This is a genomic window from Neptuniibacter sp. QD29_5 (assembly GCF_047778125.1).
GTDB lineage: Bacteria > Pseudomonadota > Gammaproteobacteria > Pseudomonadales > Balneatricaceae > Neptuniibacter.
This window is the reverse complement of sequence record NZ_CP180556.1, coordinates 3,171,477-3,188,461: the sequence shown is the minus strand read 5'-3', so window position 1 is coordinate 3,188,461 and position 16,985 is coordinate 3,171,477. Positions and strand designations below refer to the sequence as shown.

Below are 16,985 nucleotides of genomic sequence, written 5' to 3'. Positions count from 1 at the left end.
GCTTTATAGTGATGCTTAATCGTAGATAGTTGGAATTGGCTGACGCTTATGTTGAGTGCGATTGTAGATTTCGATAATACGTTGCTTCACTTCAGCTTCGACGCTTCTTCCTTCGAGGAAATCATCAATCTGATCGTAGCTCAGGCCAAGCGCTTGCTCATCAGTCTTTTGAGGCGCTAAACACTCAAGGTCAGCCGTAGGTGTTTTATCCACAAGAAGTGCCGGAGCACCTAAGGCTTGAGCTAGCTGACGAACTTGGCGTTTGCTAAGACCAAATAACGGAGCAAGGTCACAAGCTCCATCACCCCATTTGGTATAAAAACCTGTAATGTTTTCCGCTGAGTGGTCGGTGCCAATAACTAACCCGCCGACAATGCCAGCGACTTCGTACTGGGCGATCATGCGCTCTCGTGCTTTTACGTTACCTTTTGCGAAATCAACAGCACTGTCTGAAGCTTGATTAAGCTGAGCTTCGGCTAGAGACGCTGTGACTTCCGAGTGGATGCCTTCGACGCCCGGCTTTACATTGACAGCGATAGATTGCGATGGTTGGATAAATTGAAGCGCTAGTTGTGCATCATCTTCATCTTTTTGTACACCGTAGGGTAAGCGCATGGCGATAAACTGATAGTTATTATCAGCACTTTCTTCGTTCAGTTCATTGATTGCTAATTGCGCGAGTCGGCCGCAGGTTGAGGAGTCCACACCGCCGCTAATGCCGAGTACAAGGTTCTTAAGGCCAGAAGCTTTCAGAGTGTTTTTAATAAAGCTTACTCGACGTGAAATTTCCTGAGCAGGGTCGATTTCAGGTAGTACCTGCATCTCTTTGATAATCGCTGCTGCCTGCATATTTGTCTCTCTTATTTCTCTTTAAGGTTCCCTAAGAAGCAAAAAGGCACCTTTAGGTGCCTTTAAGTTTTTCTTAGTTATTTCTTCTGTTCTTCGTCTTCATCATCAAATACACCGAAAGTAATGGTGCTGAAGAGGGAACGATCAGGTTTTGGCGCGTCAGTGCTCTCATTCATGCGAACTGGAGTAGCAACTGGCACCTCCTTAGTATCGCTAAACAGGTCAAACGTCGCGGCATCAAATAGAGTCTTCTCACCTTTATAAACTGGTGTGTATTGGTAATTTGGGAAGTTCTTTGCCAATACCGCTTGTGTGTCTGCCGCTAGATCTTGCTGACCTAAGTGAGTGTAAGCTTCAATCATGACTGCTAGTGCGTCAGGCACAGCAGGTGTTTCTTGCATATTTTCAATTACGTAACGACCACGGTTAGCCGCCGCAACAAAAGCTTCGCGCTGGATATAGTAACGGCCTACATGTACTTCATAAGCAGCAAGGCGGTTTTTTAGATAAACCATACGCTTTTGCGCATCAGGGGCGTATTGGCTATCAGGATAGCGGCTAACTAGCGTAGAGAAGCTTTCAAAAGAATCTAAGGCTGCACCTGGATCACGTTTAGTTTCATCGATAGGCAGGTATTGAGTAATCCAATTGATATCTTGTTCGAACGCGGTCAAACCTTTTAGGTAATATGCATAATCAATGTTGTCGTGATTAGGGTGTAAGCGGATGAAGCGATCAGCTGCAGCACGCGCCGCTTCGGGTTCATAGTTTTTAAAGTATGCATACACCAATTCTAACTGCGCTTGCTCAGAAAAACGGCCAAATGGGTAGCGGGCTTCAAGAAGTTGGAATTTTTCGATCGCGACATCGAAGCTTTCGTTATCCAATGCAGTGATTGCTTCCTGATACAACTGCTGTTCAGGAACGTCTGGATATTCTTGAATATCTTCAAACCACGAACATGCAACTGTCATTAGACAGAATAAAGCAATAATAAGACTCTTGGTAATACGCATCTTTATATTAATCCCGGTGTAGTCTCTTGCCCGAACGGTTATACTGGGCAGAAAGAGGCTATATGCAATTCAACGGCCTATTTAACCATAACTGATAGGGCCTGTTAACAGACCCAGACATATCAATTTAGAAAGTTATGACAGGTTCGAATGTCTGATCAAATTTATTTAGAAGCGCGCATTGAAGATGATCTAGTCGGTAAACGATTAGATCAGGCGGTAGCGCAGCTATTTCCCGATTATTCCCGCTCACGTTTGCAGGGCTGGATTAAAGATGGTTCTCTTAAAGTTGATGGTGCGGTAAAGCGCCCTCGAGATAAATTATTCGGTGGGGAAACCATTGTCATAGAGACCCAGTTGGAGATGATCGAAGATCATCAACCACAGGATATTCCGCTGGATATTGTTTACGAAGATGATCATATCTTAGTAATTAATAAACCAGCCGGATTGGTAGTGCATCCAGCTGTGGGTCATCGGGATGGTACTTTGCTAAACGCGTTACTGTTCCATTGTCCTGAGATCGCTCAAGTGCCTCGCGCAGGTATTGTCCATCGTCTTGATATGGATACTACTGGCTTGATGGTGGTGGCAAAGACCATAGCTGCTCAAACAGAGCTGGTTGACCAGTTGCAAGAACGCTCAATGGGGCGTGAATACGAGGCTGTGGTTCATGGCGTAATGACCGGTGGTGGCACAGTTGATGAGCCTATGGGGCGTCATGCTAAAAACCGCCAAAAGATGGCGGTTGTTGGAGTAGGTAAAGACGCTACTACACACTATCGTGTTTTGAAAAAAATGCGTGCCCACACCCATATTCGTTTAAAGCTGGAAACGGGTCGTACCCATCAGATTCGTGTACATATGTCACATATAAATTATCCCCTTGTAGGTGATCAGCTTTATGGTGGTCGTTTCCGTCTACCTAAAGGCTGTAGTGATGAGATGATTGAAGGTCTTAGGGACTTTAAACGCCAAGCACTACATGCCAAAAAGCTTGAATTATGGCACCCGGATACAGGTGAGCTGGTTTCTTGGGAAGTAGATTTGCCTGACGACTTTGAACATCTGTTATCGCTACTTCAAGCGGACTTAGATGCCCATGAAGATGAGTTGGTGTAAATAAATGCAATTTATTCTCCCTGATTGGAATGCGCCCCAAGGGGTCAAAGCATGTACCACTACGCGTATTGATGGTGTGAGTGGCGGTGTTTATAAAGGCTTAAATCTGGGAGATCACGTTAGAGATGATCCTGAGCACGTTAAACAAAATCGTCAGGCTTTGATACATGAACTGGACCTATCACGTAGCCCTCAATGGCTATCGCAAGTTCATGGGATTGAACTCGTCGAAGCTCAAGATGATGGTGTTTGTCGTGAAGCAGATGGATGCTGGAGCCAAGAATCGGGTCAAGCATGTATTGTGATGACGGCTGATTGTCTACCTGTATTGTTTGCTGATGGTGATGGCAAGCGTGTTGCAGCAGTGCACGCAGGTTGGAGAGGGCTGCTTGATGGTATTTTGGAGCAAGCTGTCGCGGGTTTTGAAAAGCCAGAAAATTTGCATGCCTGGTTAGGCCCGGCAATAGGTCCAGATGCATTTGAAGTAGGGGAAGAGGTGAGAGACCAATTTGTCGCGTTTCAAGTTCAAGCAGACCTGGCTTTCAGCCCTGTCAAAGACTCACCTGGAAAATATCTAGCAGACATCTATCAACTCGCTCGCCAAAGGTTAGATTCTGTAGGTGTGAAATCAATCTCTGGCGGTGAGTATTGCACCTATACTGATGCAGAAAGGTTTTATTCCTATCGCCGAGATGGTGTAACTGGCCGAATGGCGAGCCTGATCTGGATTGAATAACGTGGATTTGATTACTACCAAACCCGAACTCTTTGTTGACGTCTTAGATATCGACACCAGTATCGCTTTGGACTTGAAGTATTTTACCGGCGATAACTTTGTCGGTGAGTCAATTTGTGGCTATCTGACAGAAACGTGCCTATTAACTAAGCCTGCGGCCTTGGCTTTGCAGAGGGTTCAACACTCTTTAGCTGAATTCGGCTTGGGGCTCAAAGTATTTGATGCATACCGCCCTCAGCGTTCAGTTGATCAGTTTATTGCGTGGTGCGACCAAGCTGGTCCCTGTAATACACAGGAACGCTTTTTCCCAACATTACAGCGGCCTGAACTGTTTAGTAAAGGTTATCTTATCCGACATTCAAGTCATACCCGAGGAAGTACAGTTGATCTGACATTGATTGATTTAGATTCCAAAGTGGAGCTGGATATGGGAACAGAGTTTGATTTCTTTGGCCCAGAGTCTTGGTTTGATTCAAGCGCGGTAACAGCACAGGCTCGTGCTAATCGAATGTTATTGCAGCGAGTGATGGTTCAGCATGGTTTTGTGCCTTTTCATCAAGAATGGTGGCACTTTACCTTGCAGGATGAACCATTCCCGAATCAGTATTTTGATTTCGAAATCAGCTGATTAAGGGTGTTTATTTCCAGTGTTGGCTCAAGTTAAAAGAGGCTAACCAATCGGGGATGAGGTCTGCTGGCATAGGCTTGGCGATACCATAGCCCTGAGCATGGTGGCAGCCTAATTCCATCAAACAGCGGCCATGTTCAGCGCTTTCTACCCCTTCAGCAATTACCCCACGATTAAAGGCTTTACCTAAGCCAATAATGCCTTCAACAATCGTTTTATCCTCTTCATCTTCCAGCATATCCATAACAAAGCTGCGATCAATTTTTACGGTATCAGCCGGAATTTTGCGAAGGTAAGTCAGAGACGAATAGCCCGTGCCAAAGTCATCTAAAGCGAATTTAATACCTAACTTGTGACATTTGTCGATGATGTCGCAGGCTGCACTGACATCATTAAAAGCGGTGGTTTCTAACACTTCTAATTCAATTGCTTCTGGCGGAACCTCTGGGTATTTGGCTAATAGATCAGCCAATTGTTCAGGAAATGCTGGGTTTTGTAAGTGTTCAGCTGAAATGTTGATGCTGGTGGATAACTCAAGCCCCGCAGCTCTCCATACACGTAGCTGACGAATCGCTTCATTCATCACCCAAGATCCTAGTTTTGTTGCAAGATCAGAGTTTGTGATATGCGGCAGGAAGCTATCGGGCGGTAGTAAGTTCAAGGTGGGATGCTCCCAGCGGATCAGTGCTTCCATGCCGTAGACTTCGCCTGTTTGCATATTGATCTTTGGCTGGTAAAACAGAACAAACTCTCTATTGATCAGTGCTTCGTGGATCTCATCTTGAGCTTTATGTTGGTCTTGAGTTTGTCGATCTACAGCAGGATCAAAAAAGTGGTAGCGGTTACGCCCTGTTTGTTTTGCGGTATACATCGCCTGATCTGCATGACGGATCATCGTATCTGCATCTGAATTATCATCAGGGTAAAGTGTCGCACCTATACTGGCAGATATGGACAAGTTGCGCTGCTTTATCTGAAAAGGCATTGCCAAGGTGCGATTTAAATTGGCTAGAATGCCTTGGCAGTGAGTGACACTTTTTAGCTGCGTTAAGATTACAACAAACTCATCGCCACCAAGTCGCGCAATGACCTGTTCAGGCCCTAAGGTCTCTTGCATTCGCTTAGCTGCTTCGATTAAAAGCATATCGCCTACATCATGGCCATAAGTGTCATTAATTGGTTTGAATTCATCTAAATCTATATAAGCGACGGCCATTATCTGCTTGTGATGTTTACAGTGCTGTAGAGCGGTTTGTAAACGGTCAGATAACAAAACTCTGTTTGGTAATTGAGTCAGTGCATCAAAATGAGCCATTTTCTCCAATTGATGTTGATGTTCTTTGAGCTGGGTGATATCTGAGAAAATGCTAACGTAATGCGTGGTATCCCCATTTGGGCTTTTTACTGCTGCGATATTCAGTAGCTCTGCGTAGATCTCTCCAGATTTGTTGCGATTCCAAACTTCACCACGCCAGCGCCCGTTTTGTCTAAGGCTTTGCCACATAGCGGCGAAAAACTCTTCACTATGATGGCCCGATTTTAATATGTTGGGAGAGTGACCGATGACTTCTACAGCGCTATAGCCAGTTAATTGATAAAAGGCGTTGTTTACGTCCAGAATGATCCCCTGTTCATTGGTAATCATTACGCCTTCACTGGCATGTTCAAATACACTGGCAGCTAAGCTGAGTTGCTGTTCGGTACGTTTACGTTCAGTAATATCGGATATGAGCGTGACCAAATGGTTGATTTCACCTTCTGTGCTTTCTTGCGCACTCATTGCAATCTCAGTATGTACAACCGGACCAGAATAGCTGATTAAACGGATTTCCTGTCGGACATGCTCTGAATCACCGTTAAGTAAGCTTTTGCACATCAAGCTAAAGCTAGTTTTATCATCAGGGTGAATCAGTTCTGATATAGGTGTGATCTGCAGATGTATAGGTTCATAGCCAAGCATTTCGCATAGATAGGTGTTGGTTTGGATCCAGTTACCTTCAGTGGTAATCAAAGCCATACCAATTAAACCGAGTTCAAAATAGCTGCGGAAGATTGCTTCGCTGGTGCTTAAAGCTTGCTGTGCTTCATGTAGTTGAGTAATTTCGTGACTAACACTTAATACGCCAATTACTTCCCCTGAAGCCGCTTTCATAGGGGTCTTGGTCGTTTCAAGCAGCGCGCGGTGACCGTCATTGGCAAAAGTTACCCACTCTTGGAAGGTATTGGTTTTATCTATTACCAGGGTGGCTAGGTCGTGCTTGCGGAAAGTATCGGCAAGTTCCTTATTTAGAAAGTCATAATCGGTTTTGCCAATAATTTTATGTTCAGGTGCACCAACGAACTCTTCAAAGCGGGGATTGCACGCGAGGTATGTGCCGTTTGGGTCTTTAAGCCATACCAGTTCAGGGATAGTGTCGACTAAAGAGTCGAGGAAAGATCTCTCTTTATGTAGCTGCTTATAGGCAAGTGCACCGCCTAAAGCTATAAAAAGCTTTTCAATAATTGGTCTTAATTGACGTAACTCTTTTTGCGAGAAGTAACTATCGTCACGCAATAGGCGAATGTAACCTAATGACCCTAAGCGGAATATTGCAGCGCTGCCTTCTGAACAGTGATGCTCTGCAAGTTGTTCAGTCGTAGCTTCCGCTAGATCATAGCAGCAGAAATCTTCATAATCCTGAAGAGATATTGCTGGGTGATTGTAGGGAAGTTTCGTCTTTTTAGATCGACTAAATGGGAAGGCGAAAAAAAGATTATACTCTTGCGCAGAATGAGTAAATTTTTCCGGTAATAGCCAAATGCCAAGATAAGTTATTTCACTTTGTCGCATCAGTGCAGTAGTGAATTCTTGGCATACCTGATCGGGGTCGAGACTATTCCCCACAGCCAATGATAATTCATACATCCGCTGTATATCAGACCTTAAGTCTGTTGGAGTTTTACTCATAGAAACTGCATATGCCGAAAGTTTTGTTATAGAAGTTTACCGGACGCTCGCCGTTACTTGCTATTTCACCTAAGGCTAATATACCGGACACATCTGTCCCAGATTTAATTTGGTTGACCTGCTCATAAACAGTACGAAGTTCAGCGGGAAATTGGCTGTCGAGCGCAACGGTGCGAGATAAACAATCGCAGACTAAAATACTGGAGGTGTTGGCTGACACTGTTTCTTCCACCGCTTCGCGGGCGGCTTCTATCAAATGTTCGGGAGTACCCTCAACAAGGTGCATGAGTGCACCTTGGGGAATATCAGACAAAAACATTACGTCGTTATTGCCACATAAGGCTATAGGGTCTCGCACAACATCTTCTGCGCCCGGGTGTTCAACTGCAAAAGGGTAGCGAGGAGTGACATCTTTATAAAAGCGTTCAGCTGGGGTGCCTCGGAGCTTAGAAGGAAGGGAATTGCGGTATGCGGTTTCAGCATCCTCCCAATCTAATTCATGTAGAACATTACCTGTAGTTCTACTGGCGACAAACGGACCTGAATGTCTCACCCACCCATGTTTGGCGATGCTGCGACTGGTTTGGTCAATAATCGCAATCAATGCTGCATCTCTTTGTGTTCCCCAAGGGCCAAAGATACAGGCTTCGGGTCGTAGATCATGGTTTCCTGCTCCAGCACCAAAGTAACTGCAGCGTTTACTAAAACGGTTGTACAGTTGGTTAAGAAGGTTATCGATTTTAGGAGATAAACAATCAACTAAGGTTAGGCAGGTTGCTCCTTCTTCAGGAATAGCGTTGTAGGTAGGTAGAGTCGCAATAACTTCTTCTGCCGAGGGCATTGGTACAACAACGGGGGGGGTTAAACAGCTAACCTTGAGTGCTAACGCACCTTCATAAAGCATTCGTTTTCCGTGTATTAGCCCAGGAAAAACAGCGCCAAAGAAACTGCATTCTTTAAGATTGAGTTGTTCGACCAAGCTGTCGAGCTCATCTTGATGTTTGTCAGCAAGAAAAATTAACCAATGCTCATTGTCCTTGAGCGTTTCGCCTCCGATTGCAGAAACTAATTCTGAAATATCATTAAACCGGATGTACATCTCACACCTTACTTTTTTGTATTTATTATTCAGGCAGTAAAGAACTTATTAATATACTGTGGAGATTATTATTGCAATTACCTGTTTAGAGTAGGGTTATAATCCTGTTTTAAAGCAATGTGCTCCTCAAATCAAAAAAATATACTCTAGACATAATTGCTTTAGAGGCCCAAGTTTTGCGTTAATGATTCAGTTACCTGCCCATAATAGGAAGAATAGCTGAGATGTTCGTGTGGATAGCGTTTTATTCCCAAGGGGAGTTATCCAACAGGATGGTTGAAACTTTCGTTGTTTCGGCTAAGAATTAGTTAGTTAAAAGTCTATCCAATCAAGCTTTTGTTATCGTAGTTTTGGTTGATGTGATGGTCTACAAGAATTGCTCAAATAGCCTTGCAGAGCGCTGAGGGATTTAGATGTCTGATTATAAAGTGTTATTTACTGGTTCCGTTTGTTCAGGAAAGACGACTGCGATCCGTTCTTTGAGTGATATAGAGACCGTTGATACAGATGCGAATGTTAGTGACTCGGCAATTCGTAGAAAGCAAAAAACAACTATTGCTATGGATTATGGAATACTGGAATTAAACAGTACGTCCAAACTGCATCTTTACGGTACTCCGGGGCAAGAACGCTTCAAGTTTATGTGGCAGCTCATGATGAGTGATCTTGTGCATGATGCCGAAGCGCTAATTCTCATGGTTGATAACACCCGAAACGACCCTTTCAAAGATATCCGCTTCTATGTCGAGGAGTTTCGAGATTTTATTATTCGTCGTCGTCTGATTATTGCAGTGACCCACTCAGACATAGAAAGCGATCCTGATTATGATTATTACATGAGCGAATTAAAGGCAATGGGGCTTTTCACTACAGTTGTATTTATTGATGCTCGTGACCCCTCATCAGTCTTAAAGATTGTTAAAGAGCTGGTGGGTAGCCTAGAAAAAGGTATTGATTGGGAAGGCATGAGCAAACGTTTAGAAGTAAACAGTACAATGCCTGATTCTGATGATGATCTAGCTGAAGGAAAGAAACCAGAGTCGCAAGCGATAGATAATGTTTCACTTATGGATGCAGCAATGAATACCCGTGGCATTACGGGTGCAATGCATCTGGGAGCTGATCGGAAAGTGCTCAGTGCTAGTGTTAGAAACCAGAGTAATAAAGAACTGCTTCGTTCTATGGTTAACCTTGTAGCTGCACTGGAAAATAAAGCTGCTTTTATGGGGAGTATAGACGATCTTGTATTATGCGGGCCTAATCAAGAAACCTTATCTGTATTTGTTGAAAAAGAGCAGGCATTAGGTTTGTGTTCTGATCGAGGCTTAAGTTTGAATGTTGTGAAACAGCAAGCGTCAGATCTGCTGCAATGGAGCCATCAATGATTGAGCTACTGACACAGGTCGATAAGCCTGGGGTGATTGAATGTAGTATGGTTTTAAGTGGCAAAGAGGTTTTAGCATCCAGTTTTCCGGCTGAATATAAAAATCATGCAACAATCGGAAAGCAGGCTTTTATTTATGTGTTTTCTAATGTTGCAAAGATGCGAACAAAACATAATGAATCTCATCTTGAGATAGGCGATCGTCGTATTAGTGGCTATCAATTAAAGCCGGGGTTGATTTTAGTTTGCTTATCAGCAAAAAATTCCAATATAGCATTGGTACGAAAACATATTCGTGAAGTCCATACCGCTTTTTTAAAAGAGCAAGTTGCAAAGAAACTAACTTCCTGAGATTGATCACTCTTCCTTAAGTATGTATTTGATTTAGTACTGATTTTGAACAGCGGGGATGTTGTAAGTAATGGTTACCGGCTTAGCAAGGAAAGCATGCATGCAAAACTACAAGATCCTTTTTACAGGAGCGGTGTGTTCAGGAAAGTCTACAGCTATTCGATCGTTAAGTGATATTGAAACGCTGGATACTGATGCACGTGCCAGTGATGTTACGGTTCGCCGTAAGAAAAATACTACAATAGCAATGGATTACGGTGTGCTAGATCTGCATGATCAAGCACGGGTACACCTGTATGGTACTCCAGGCCAAGAGCGCTTTAGCTTTATATGGGAAATGCTGACGTGTGAATTTGCTCAAGATGCCATAGGGGTAGTGTTATTGGTGGATAACACCCGTAAAGACCCTTTCCGCGATATCCGTTTTTATGTCAAAGAATTCCGTGAGTATATTCAAAAACGTCGTTTGATCATTGCGGTTACTCATTCTGATGTAGAGCCCTCTCCTTCGATCCAAGCCTATCACGCCTGCATAAGGGAGATGGGGGTGATGGCAACCGTTATGTTTATTGACGCTCGCGACCCTCGTTCTGTTTTAGGGGTTGTTGAAGAGTTGATTTCCGCTGTAGAGCTTCACGTTCAATGGGATGAATTATGCGACCGTCTATTGGATGGCAATGGTTTCTCGCTAGATTTCTATAAGCCTATTTATGAAGAATCTATGTTAGATGCCGCGATGAATAAGCGTGGTGTTTTAGGAGCTATGCATCTTGATGAAAATCAAGAGATCCTCTGTTCAAATATTGACAGCTCTTCCCGTAAAACATTGCTAAAGAGTGTAAATAAACTTTCTAAGGCATTAGCAGAGAAAGCCGCTTTTATGGGCGAAGTGAGTAACATTGTTTTAACAGGTCCTAATGTCCAAACCCTTTCTATGTTTACCGATCAGGAACAGGCGCTTTGTTTATGTTCTGATAATGATATTTCTTTACCTGTTTTGAGGCAGCAGGCAAGTGATCTTCTGCAATGGAGTAAAGAAAATGAATATCTGGCGTGAAATGCAAGAGAAAGAGTTGATTCTGCAGGGATGTTTGATGTCGTCAGGTTCGATTAAGAAGTCCACGTTTCCAGAGGAATATAAAAAGCAATTAGCTGCAGCACGTCAGGCGTTACTCTATATATTTAAGAGCGCTGCTCAGCATAGCGAAGGCTACGACGAAGCACATATGGAAGTTGGTTATCATCATTATAGTGGTTATCAGCTTGATGCCAATACGATCCTGATTTGTTTTTGTGATTCAGATGCACGGCAGCATTATCTAAGAGAATTTATAGACGAAAACAAGCAACGTTTTTTAGCGCTACTCTCCACGTAATGAATCCTTATTTTACATAAGACTTGTCTAATTTTTGACCGCTAAACCCTTGAAGCGCTCCTCACTTGTCCCCATACCTCTGTTATAACGATAACTTTGTATCCCAAAAACACCCTTTGTGTTGTCAGGTACAGGTTCTTTAAAGGCTAAGTGGAGGTTGTATGCGTCCGGATAAATTTACATCCAAACTTCAAGAAGCGTTGGCTGATGCTCAATCATTGGCTGTTGGATTAGATAATAACTATATAGAACCTATTCACCTTTTAAGTGCGTTGATTGAACAGCAAGGAACAGTGCCACTGCTAGAACAAGCAGGTGCAAATGTTCATGCACTAAAAAACCAAGTTGATCAGGCTGTTCGGCAGTTACCTAAAGTTCAGAATCCTGATGGTGAACTGCGTTTCTCTCAAGATGTAGCACGGGTTTTCAACAAAGCAGATAAACTAGCTCAGCAAAAAGGTGATCAATATATCGCGAGTGAATTGATTCTGTTGGTTTTAGCAGAAGACAAATCTAGTGCTGGCAAATGTTTAAAAGAGGCGGGTGTTAATCCACAGAGATTGGATCAGGTTATTAATCAAATTCGAGGAGGGGAGTCAGTGCAGGACCCCAATGCAGAAGATAATCGTCAGGCTTTGGATAAGTACTGTATTGATCTTACCGAGCGTGCAGAAGCCGGTAAGCTAGACCCAGTCATTGGTCGGGATGATGAAATTCGTCGTACCATTCAAGTATTGCAACGCCGAACCAAAAACAACCCAGTACTCATTGGTGAGCCGGGTGTAGGTAAAACGGCGATTGTGGAAGGGCTGGCTCAACGTATTGTTAATGGCGAAGTACCTGAGGGCTTAAAGCGTAAACAAGTGTTATCCCTGGATATGGGGGCGTTGATTGCGGGTGCTAAGTTCCGTGGTGAATTCGAAGAACGTCTAAAAGCAGTGCTTAACGAGCTTTCCAAGCAGGAAGGGCAAATTATTCTCTTCATTGATGAGCTGCACACTATGGTGGGAGCTGGTAAAGGTGAAGGGGCAATGGATGCGGGTAATATGCTGAAACCTGCATTAGCACGTGGTGAGTTACATTGTGTTGGTGCGACTACCCTTGATGAATATCGCCAGTATGTTGAGAAAGATGCAGCTCTAGAGCGTCGTTTCCAAAAAGTGATTGTGGATGAGCCTGATGAGGAATCTACGATTGCAATTCTCCGTGGTCTAAAAGAACGTTATGAAGTGCATCATGGCGTTGATATTACGGACTCTGCGATCATTGCCGCAGCAAAGCTTTCTCAGCGTTACATCACCGATCGTCAGCTGCCAGATAAAGCCATCGATCTGATTGATGAAGCTGCATCCCGCATCCGCATGGAGATGGACTCTAAGCCGGAAAATATGGATCGTCTTGAACGCCGCCTTATCCAGCTAAAAATGGAACGTGAAGCACTTAAAAAAGAGAAGGATAGTGCAGCGCAACAGCGTTTGAAGGAGCTTGAAAGTACTATTTCTAATGTCGAGAAAGAGTTCGCTGACCTAGATGAAGTTTGGAAGGCGGAGAAACTCGCGCTGCAAGGTTCACAAAAGATTAAAGAAGCGTTAGATCAAGCACGTATCGAACTTGAAAAGCACACTCGTTCTGCCGATCTGCAGAAAATGTCAGAGCTTCAGTACGGTAAAATCCCTGAGCTGGAAAAGCAGTTAGTTGCGGCGTCAGAAGCGGAAGAGCAAGGTCAGCAAGAGACTAAGCTTTTACGTAACAAAGTTTCTGAGGAAGAGGTTGCAGAGGTTGTTGCGCGCTGGACAGGCATCCCTGTCAGTAAAATGTTGGAAGGTGAACGCGAGAAACTTCTTCGAATGGAGCAAGCGCTGCATGATCGGGTAGTTGGCCAAGAAGAGTCGGTTATCGCTGTCTCTAATGCGGTTCGTCGTTCTCGTGCGGGGCTAGCCGATCCTAACCGTCCAAATGGCTCTTTCCTTTTCTTAGGCCCTACAGGTGTAGGTAAGACTGAGTTGTGTAAAGCGCTCGCTAGCTTCCTGTTTGATACAGAGGAAGCGATGGTGCGTATTGATATGTCGGAATTTATGGAGAAGCACTCAGTCGCACGTTTAATTGGTGCGCCTCCAGGCTATGTGGGCTACGAAGAGGGGGGGTACCTTACCGAAGCTGTGCGACGTAAACCGTACTCTGTACTGCTGCTAGATGAGGTAGAGAAAGCTCATCCTGATGTCTTCAATATCTTGCTTCAGGTATTAGAAGATGGCCGCTTAACTGATGGCCAAGGCAGGACTGTCGATTTCCGCAACACTATTGTAGTGATGACATCGAACTTGGGCTCTGATCTGATTCAGAACTTTAGTGATGATGACGATTACCAGCTGATGCAGAGTGCTGTTATGGAAGCGGTTGGTACGCACTTCCGTCCAGAAGTAATTAACCGAATTGATGAAGTAGTAGTTTTCCACAGTCTTAAAAAAGATCAGGTGGCCGGTATTGCCAAGATCCAACTGCAGCGTTTGCAGAAGCGTCTCGCCGAACGTGATCTAAGTCTGACACTAACCTCAACAGCGATGGATAAGCTGGTGGATGTTGGTTTTGAACCTATCTATGGTGCTAGACCGTTGAAACGAGCGATCCAACAGTGGATTGAGAATCCATTAGCGCAGGAGATACTCTCTGGTCGTTATGCACCGGGTACTGAAATTGCGGTTGATGTTGAACAAGGCAGTTTTATTTTTCGTTGATCCGCAGATTTAGTTGTATTTTAGAAGAAGAGCCAGCTTTTTAGCTGGCTTTTCTTGTATAGGAGTCTTTGTGTGCTTCGAAATCTAGAACGGAAATATTTGCTGGCGTAAGTTAGTGAGGATTCTGCCTAGTTCTTTCTCAGCTAAAGGTTTATCTATAGAGGTCGATAAGTTCGGTTGAACTGACAATAGATCTAGGTCGTTCAAACTAAATGATTTAAACATCTGTTTGGTTGATTTTTGTTCTGTAGTGTATGCTCGAACAATAACTGAATAAGTCAGATTTTATAGGGGGATCTGTGAAGTATCAGTTGGTTGTTTGTATTGTTTTAAGTTTGAGTGCTTTTTCTGGAACTAATATTAAGGCTGCAGTGACAAAAGACATATTGGATTCAAGTATCCAGTACAAAGTTATACCGTTAAGTGTAAACCTTTCGAAGCAACTCAATGTAGGTCTCTATAGTGGTTATGCTCGCCCTTTACTAAAAAACCTTGCAGAAAGAAGTATTTATCGGATTAAAAATGGTTTTGAGCTGAGAGGTTTTTATAAATATAAAGGCCTGATTAACTCCTCAGATAGAAGAAAATCAATTCTGGGTTTTAAAAAAGAAGAGGGGGCGCAATGGGGGTATCTAACCACAAGTGTAGCCCCTCAAAGTTCAGCTAATGCCTTTATAGTACAGAGTGATCGTCGAGACTCGATTTATGCTCTTGTGCTGAAGGGAGTAAGGATCTGTTTGGTCAGCAAGGCTTCTGGGCTACCTGTTTGGGAAGAAGGAAAGTGGACGTTTGCTGGGAAACCCGGCTATTTTGAGTGTACTGGTTCAGCCCGAAGCAGTATTTTCAACGGTCGTTCTGAGTTCCCTCGATTACTTGGTCCTTATTATTCAGAAGGTGATACTGTATTAACATTCAGGAAACCACAGGAACTCAAGAAAGTTATTTTATCCCTGAAACGACAGTTTCCAGTGTTAACGGTACCAGCTTTGCCTAACTATGAAGAAGCTCAGCATTTTGTGTATCGCACATATTGATCCCGAAGGGTAACAATTCTAAAGTGTAGTTTGATTATTGATTGAGAGAACTACAGTGAGAATATTAACGATTGTACTTTTAGTTGGGCTGTTGTCCGCCTGTGCGGGGAAAACCGTACAGCAGGCACCACCAGTTCAACCGGAACCCAAGCCGATCAGTGTTCCCTATTCTACTAATTACCCATCCTCTCCTGTAGCTGATTATTTGCAGCCTCTTATCTATAACCTTTCGTTAGAACCGTATTACGACTTAGTTAATCCTAAAAGGATCGCGAACAGTTATGTTTTTGACAGGCAGATAGATGAGACTGATCCACGTAAGCTTGTATTTGCTTATAGATCTAAGTTTGATGATAGTTGGGCTTACGTTACCAGTGGAATAGGAAGAGTGCCGGTGGCCAACGTAATCTCTTTTAGTCATCCAAACTTTGGAAGTGGTTACGCGTTAGTTTTGCAGCAGTTCAAACTGTGCCTTGTGACACAGGCTTCTTCACCTCCTATGTGGCAAAGGGGGAAATGGGTTTTTCCTGTTCAGCCTGGTTACTTTGAATGTACCGGTTTGACGAATAAATCTATTTTTCAAATTGGATATGGATTACCAGGTGCTTTAGGTCCTTATTTTGGAGAGAAAGATACTGTCTTAGTATTTAAAGACTTAGGGCAATTGCAACAAATTTTAGTTGCTTTGAAAATTCAGTTTCCGTTACTCCAGATTCCAGAGGTATAGCAAGCGGCAGTTGTTATAGTGGTCTTTGAGCTAGATGTGATGTATGGAATAAATCTTTCAATTTCCCTATCGGATCAGCTATTCTGGAAGTGTAAACTTTGAAAGTAGAAGTGGATTCTTGGCCAGCTTAGAAAGCCAAAACCCTCTTAGATATTAGAAGGACTAGAGGTAGGATGAGTCAAATCAAAGTGCTAATCGTTGATGATGCGCGTTTTATTCGTGACCACGTTTCACGAATAGTGAAAGAGCATTTCCCTGAGTACCAAATCGATGCAGCGGAAGACGGTGACGACGGTCGTTCTAAAATGGAAGCGACTAATTACGATCTGATTTTATGCGATTGGGAAATGCCTGGTATGTCTGGCTTAGATCTTTTGCACTGGGCAAGGCAGCAGCAGCACTATAGTGATATCCCCTTTATCATGGTAACCAGCCGCGGTGAACGAGACTACGTTCTGAAAGCGATTCAGGCGGGTGTAAATGATTATATGGGTAAACCTTTTGAAGATTCACAATTGGTAGAAAAGGTTAAAAAGTACGTAGGAAAACGTTTTGAATCTAGCGCGGCGTCTCGTCGAAAAGCTGCTCAAATGCTTGCTGCGGGGAAAAGTGAATCAGCAGCAAAACAAACTAAAAAACCAAAAGGTTTAGCTCAATTACGTATATCTTCAGGCGTATTACGCTGTGCAATTAAAGACATCACCTTGCAGCAAGTAAAAGTTATGGTGAAACGTGAAGAAGGCATCCCAGTACTGCTTGAGCAAGTGGTAGTGGATATTGAGCAGACGAAGGGTGGCAAAGTTGCGCAGATGAACGGTTATATTAGTGGCTTATCTGCAAATGAGAGAAGCATTGAAACTACGTTTATCGGTGTTGATGTGCAGTTTATGGATAATGACCCAGAGAAGCTGGAAGTACTGACGAGCTATATCTCTAGTCTCGGCAAGAAATAACCTATTGTTATTCCCAATAAAGAAGGCT

15 protein-coding genes are annotated in these 16,985 nt (G+C 43.5%); 11 read left to right on the top strand and 4 right to left on the bottom strand.

The features are described 5' to 3' along the window. Positions 1-15: 15 nt before the first annotated feature. Positions 16-849, bottom strand: a complete 834-nt coding sequence (gene nadE / locus ACMXYR_RS15190; protein WP_415902244.1) for an ammonia-dependent NAD(+) synthetase — start codon at positions 847-849, stop codon at positions 16-18. A gap of 77 nt (positions 850-926) precedes the next feature. Continuing rightward, positions 927-1,865: an outer membrane protein assembly factor BamD gene (locus ACMXYR_RS15185; protein ID WP_415902242.1), complete on the bottom strand. Its 939-nt coding sequence runs from the start codon at positions 1,863-1,865 to the stop codon at positions 927-929. A gap of 150 nt (positions 1,866-2,015) precedes the next feature. Here ACMXYR_RS15185 and rluD point away from each other — a divergent pair, with 150 nt between their 5' ends. Genes rluD through ACMXYR_RS15170 form a run of 3 tightly spaced genes read left to right on the top strand, consistent with a single transcriptional unit; the run spans position 2,016 to position 4,351 of the window. Then, the gene (gene rluD, locus ACMXYR_RS15180; protein ID WP_415902240.1) at positions 2,016-2,987 is read left to right on the top strand and encodes a 23S rRNA pseudouridine(1911/1915/1917) synthase RluD; all 972 of its coding nucleotides are present in this window, start codon (positions 2,016-2,018) and stop codon (positions 2,985-2,987) included. Between the two features lie 4 nt (positions 2,988-2,991). Beyond that, the gene (gene pgeF / locus ACMXYR_RS15175; RefSeq protein ID WP_415902238.1) at positions 2,992-3,723 is read left to right on the top strand and encodes a peptidoglycan editing factor PgeF; all 732 of its coding nucleotides are present in this window, start codon (positions 2,992-2,994) and stop codon (positions 3,721-3,723) included. Between the two features lies 1 nt (position 3,724). Continuing rightward, positions 3,725-4,351 (top strand): M15 family metallopeptidase, encoded by a 627-nt coding sequence (locus ACMXYR_RS15170; RefSeq protein ID WP_415902236.1) that lies wholly within the window; start codon positions 3,725-3,727, stop codon positions 4,349-4,351. A gap of 10 nt (positions 4,352-4,361) precedes the next feature. Here the strand turns inward: ACMXYR_RS15170 and ACMXYR_RS15165 are convergent, their stop codons facing one another. Both ACMXYR_RS15165 and ACMXYR_RS15160 read right to left on the bottom strand, forming a co-directional pair. After that, the gene (locus ACMXYR_RS15165; RefSeq protein ID WP_415902234.1) at positions 4,362-7,298 is read right to left on the bottom strand and encodes an EAL and GGDEF domain-containing protein; all 2,937 of its coding nucleotides are present in this window, start codon (positions 7,296-7,298) and stop codon (positions 4,362-4,364) included. Beyond that, positions 7,291-8,397 (bottom strand): FIST signal transduction protein, encoded by a 1,107-nt coding sequence (locus ACMXYR_RS15160; RefSeq protein ID WP_415902233.1) that lies wholly within the window; start codon positions 8,395-8,397, stop codon positions 7,291-7,293. The genes ACMXYR_RS15165 and ACMXYR_RS15160 overlap by 8 nt, the downstream gene beginning before the upstream one ends. 413 nt (positions 8,398-8,810) lie before the next feature. Here ACMXYR_RS15160 and ACMXYR_RS15155 point away from each other — a divergent pair, with 413 nt between their 5' ends. The 8 genes from ACMXYR_RS15155 (at position 8,811) to ACMXYR_RS15120 (ending at position 16,957) form a co-directional block, all read left to right on the top strand. Next, positions 8,811-9,782 carry a GTP-binding protein gene (locus tag ACMXYR_RS15155; RefSeq protein WP_415886071.1) on the top strand — a complete coding sequence of 324 codons (972 nt, stop codon included), beginning with the start codon at positions 8,811-8,813 and terminating at the stop codon, positions 9,780-9,782. Continuing rightward, entirely contained in the window at positions 9,779-10,132 is a 354-nt protein-coding gene (locus tag ACMXYR_RS15150; protein ID WP_415886070.1) for a hypothetical protein, read from the top strand. Before ACMXYR_RS15155 ends, ACMXYR_RS15150 begins: the two co-directional genes overlap by 4 nt. Before the next feature lie 100 nt (positions 10,133-10,232). Continuing rightward, a complete protein-coding gene (locus ACMXYR_RS15145; protein ID WP_415902231.1) occupies positions 10,233-11,189 on the top strand; it encodes a GTP-binding protein in 957 nt (318 codons plus the stop codon). Then, on the top strand, positions 11,173-11,508 hold the full coding sequence (locus tag ACMXYR_RS15140) for a hypothetical protein (RefSeq protein ID WP_415902229.1): 336 nt from the start codon (positions 11,173-11,175) through the stop codon (positions 11,506-11,508). Before ACMXYR_RS15145 ends, ACMXYR_RS15140 begins: the two co-directional genes overlap by 17 nt. 161 nt (positions 11,509-11,669) lie before the next feature. Further along, positions 11,670-14,243 carry an ATP-dependent chaperone ClpB gene (gene clpB / locus ACMXYR_RS15135; RefSeq protein ID WP_415902228.1) on the top strand — a complete coding sequence of 858 codons (2,574 nt, stop codon included), beginning with the start codon at positions 11,670-11,672 and terminating at the stop codon, positions 14,241-14,243. A gap of 299 nt (positions 14,244-14,542) precedes the next feature. Then, on the top strand, positions 14,543-15,277 hold the full coding sequence (locus ACMXYR_RS15130) for a hypothetical protein (RefSeq protein ID WP_415902227.1): 735 nt from the start codon (positions 14,543-14,545) through the stop codon (positions 15,275-15,277). A gap of 55 nt (positions 15,278-15,332) precedes the next feature. Further along, positions 15,333-16,004 carry a hypothetical protein gene (locus ACMXYR_RS15125; RefSeq protein ID WP_415902225.1) on the top strand — a complete coding sequence of 224 codons (672 nt, stop codon included), beginning with the start codon at positions 15,333-15,335 and terminating at the stop codon, positions 16,002-16,004. Between the two features lie 173 nt (positions 16,005-16,177). Beyond that, entirely contained in the window at positions 16,178-16,957 is a 780-nt protein-coding gene (locus tag ACMXYR_RS15120) for a response regulator (protein ID WP_415886064.1), read from the top strand. The last annotated feature ends 28 nt before the right edge of the window (positions 16,958-16,985 follow it).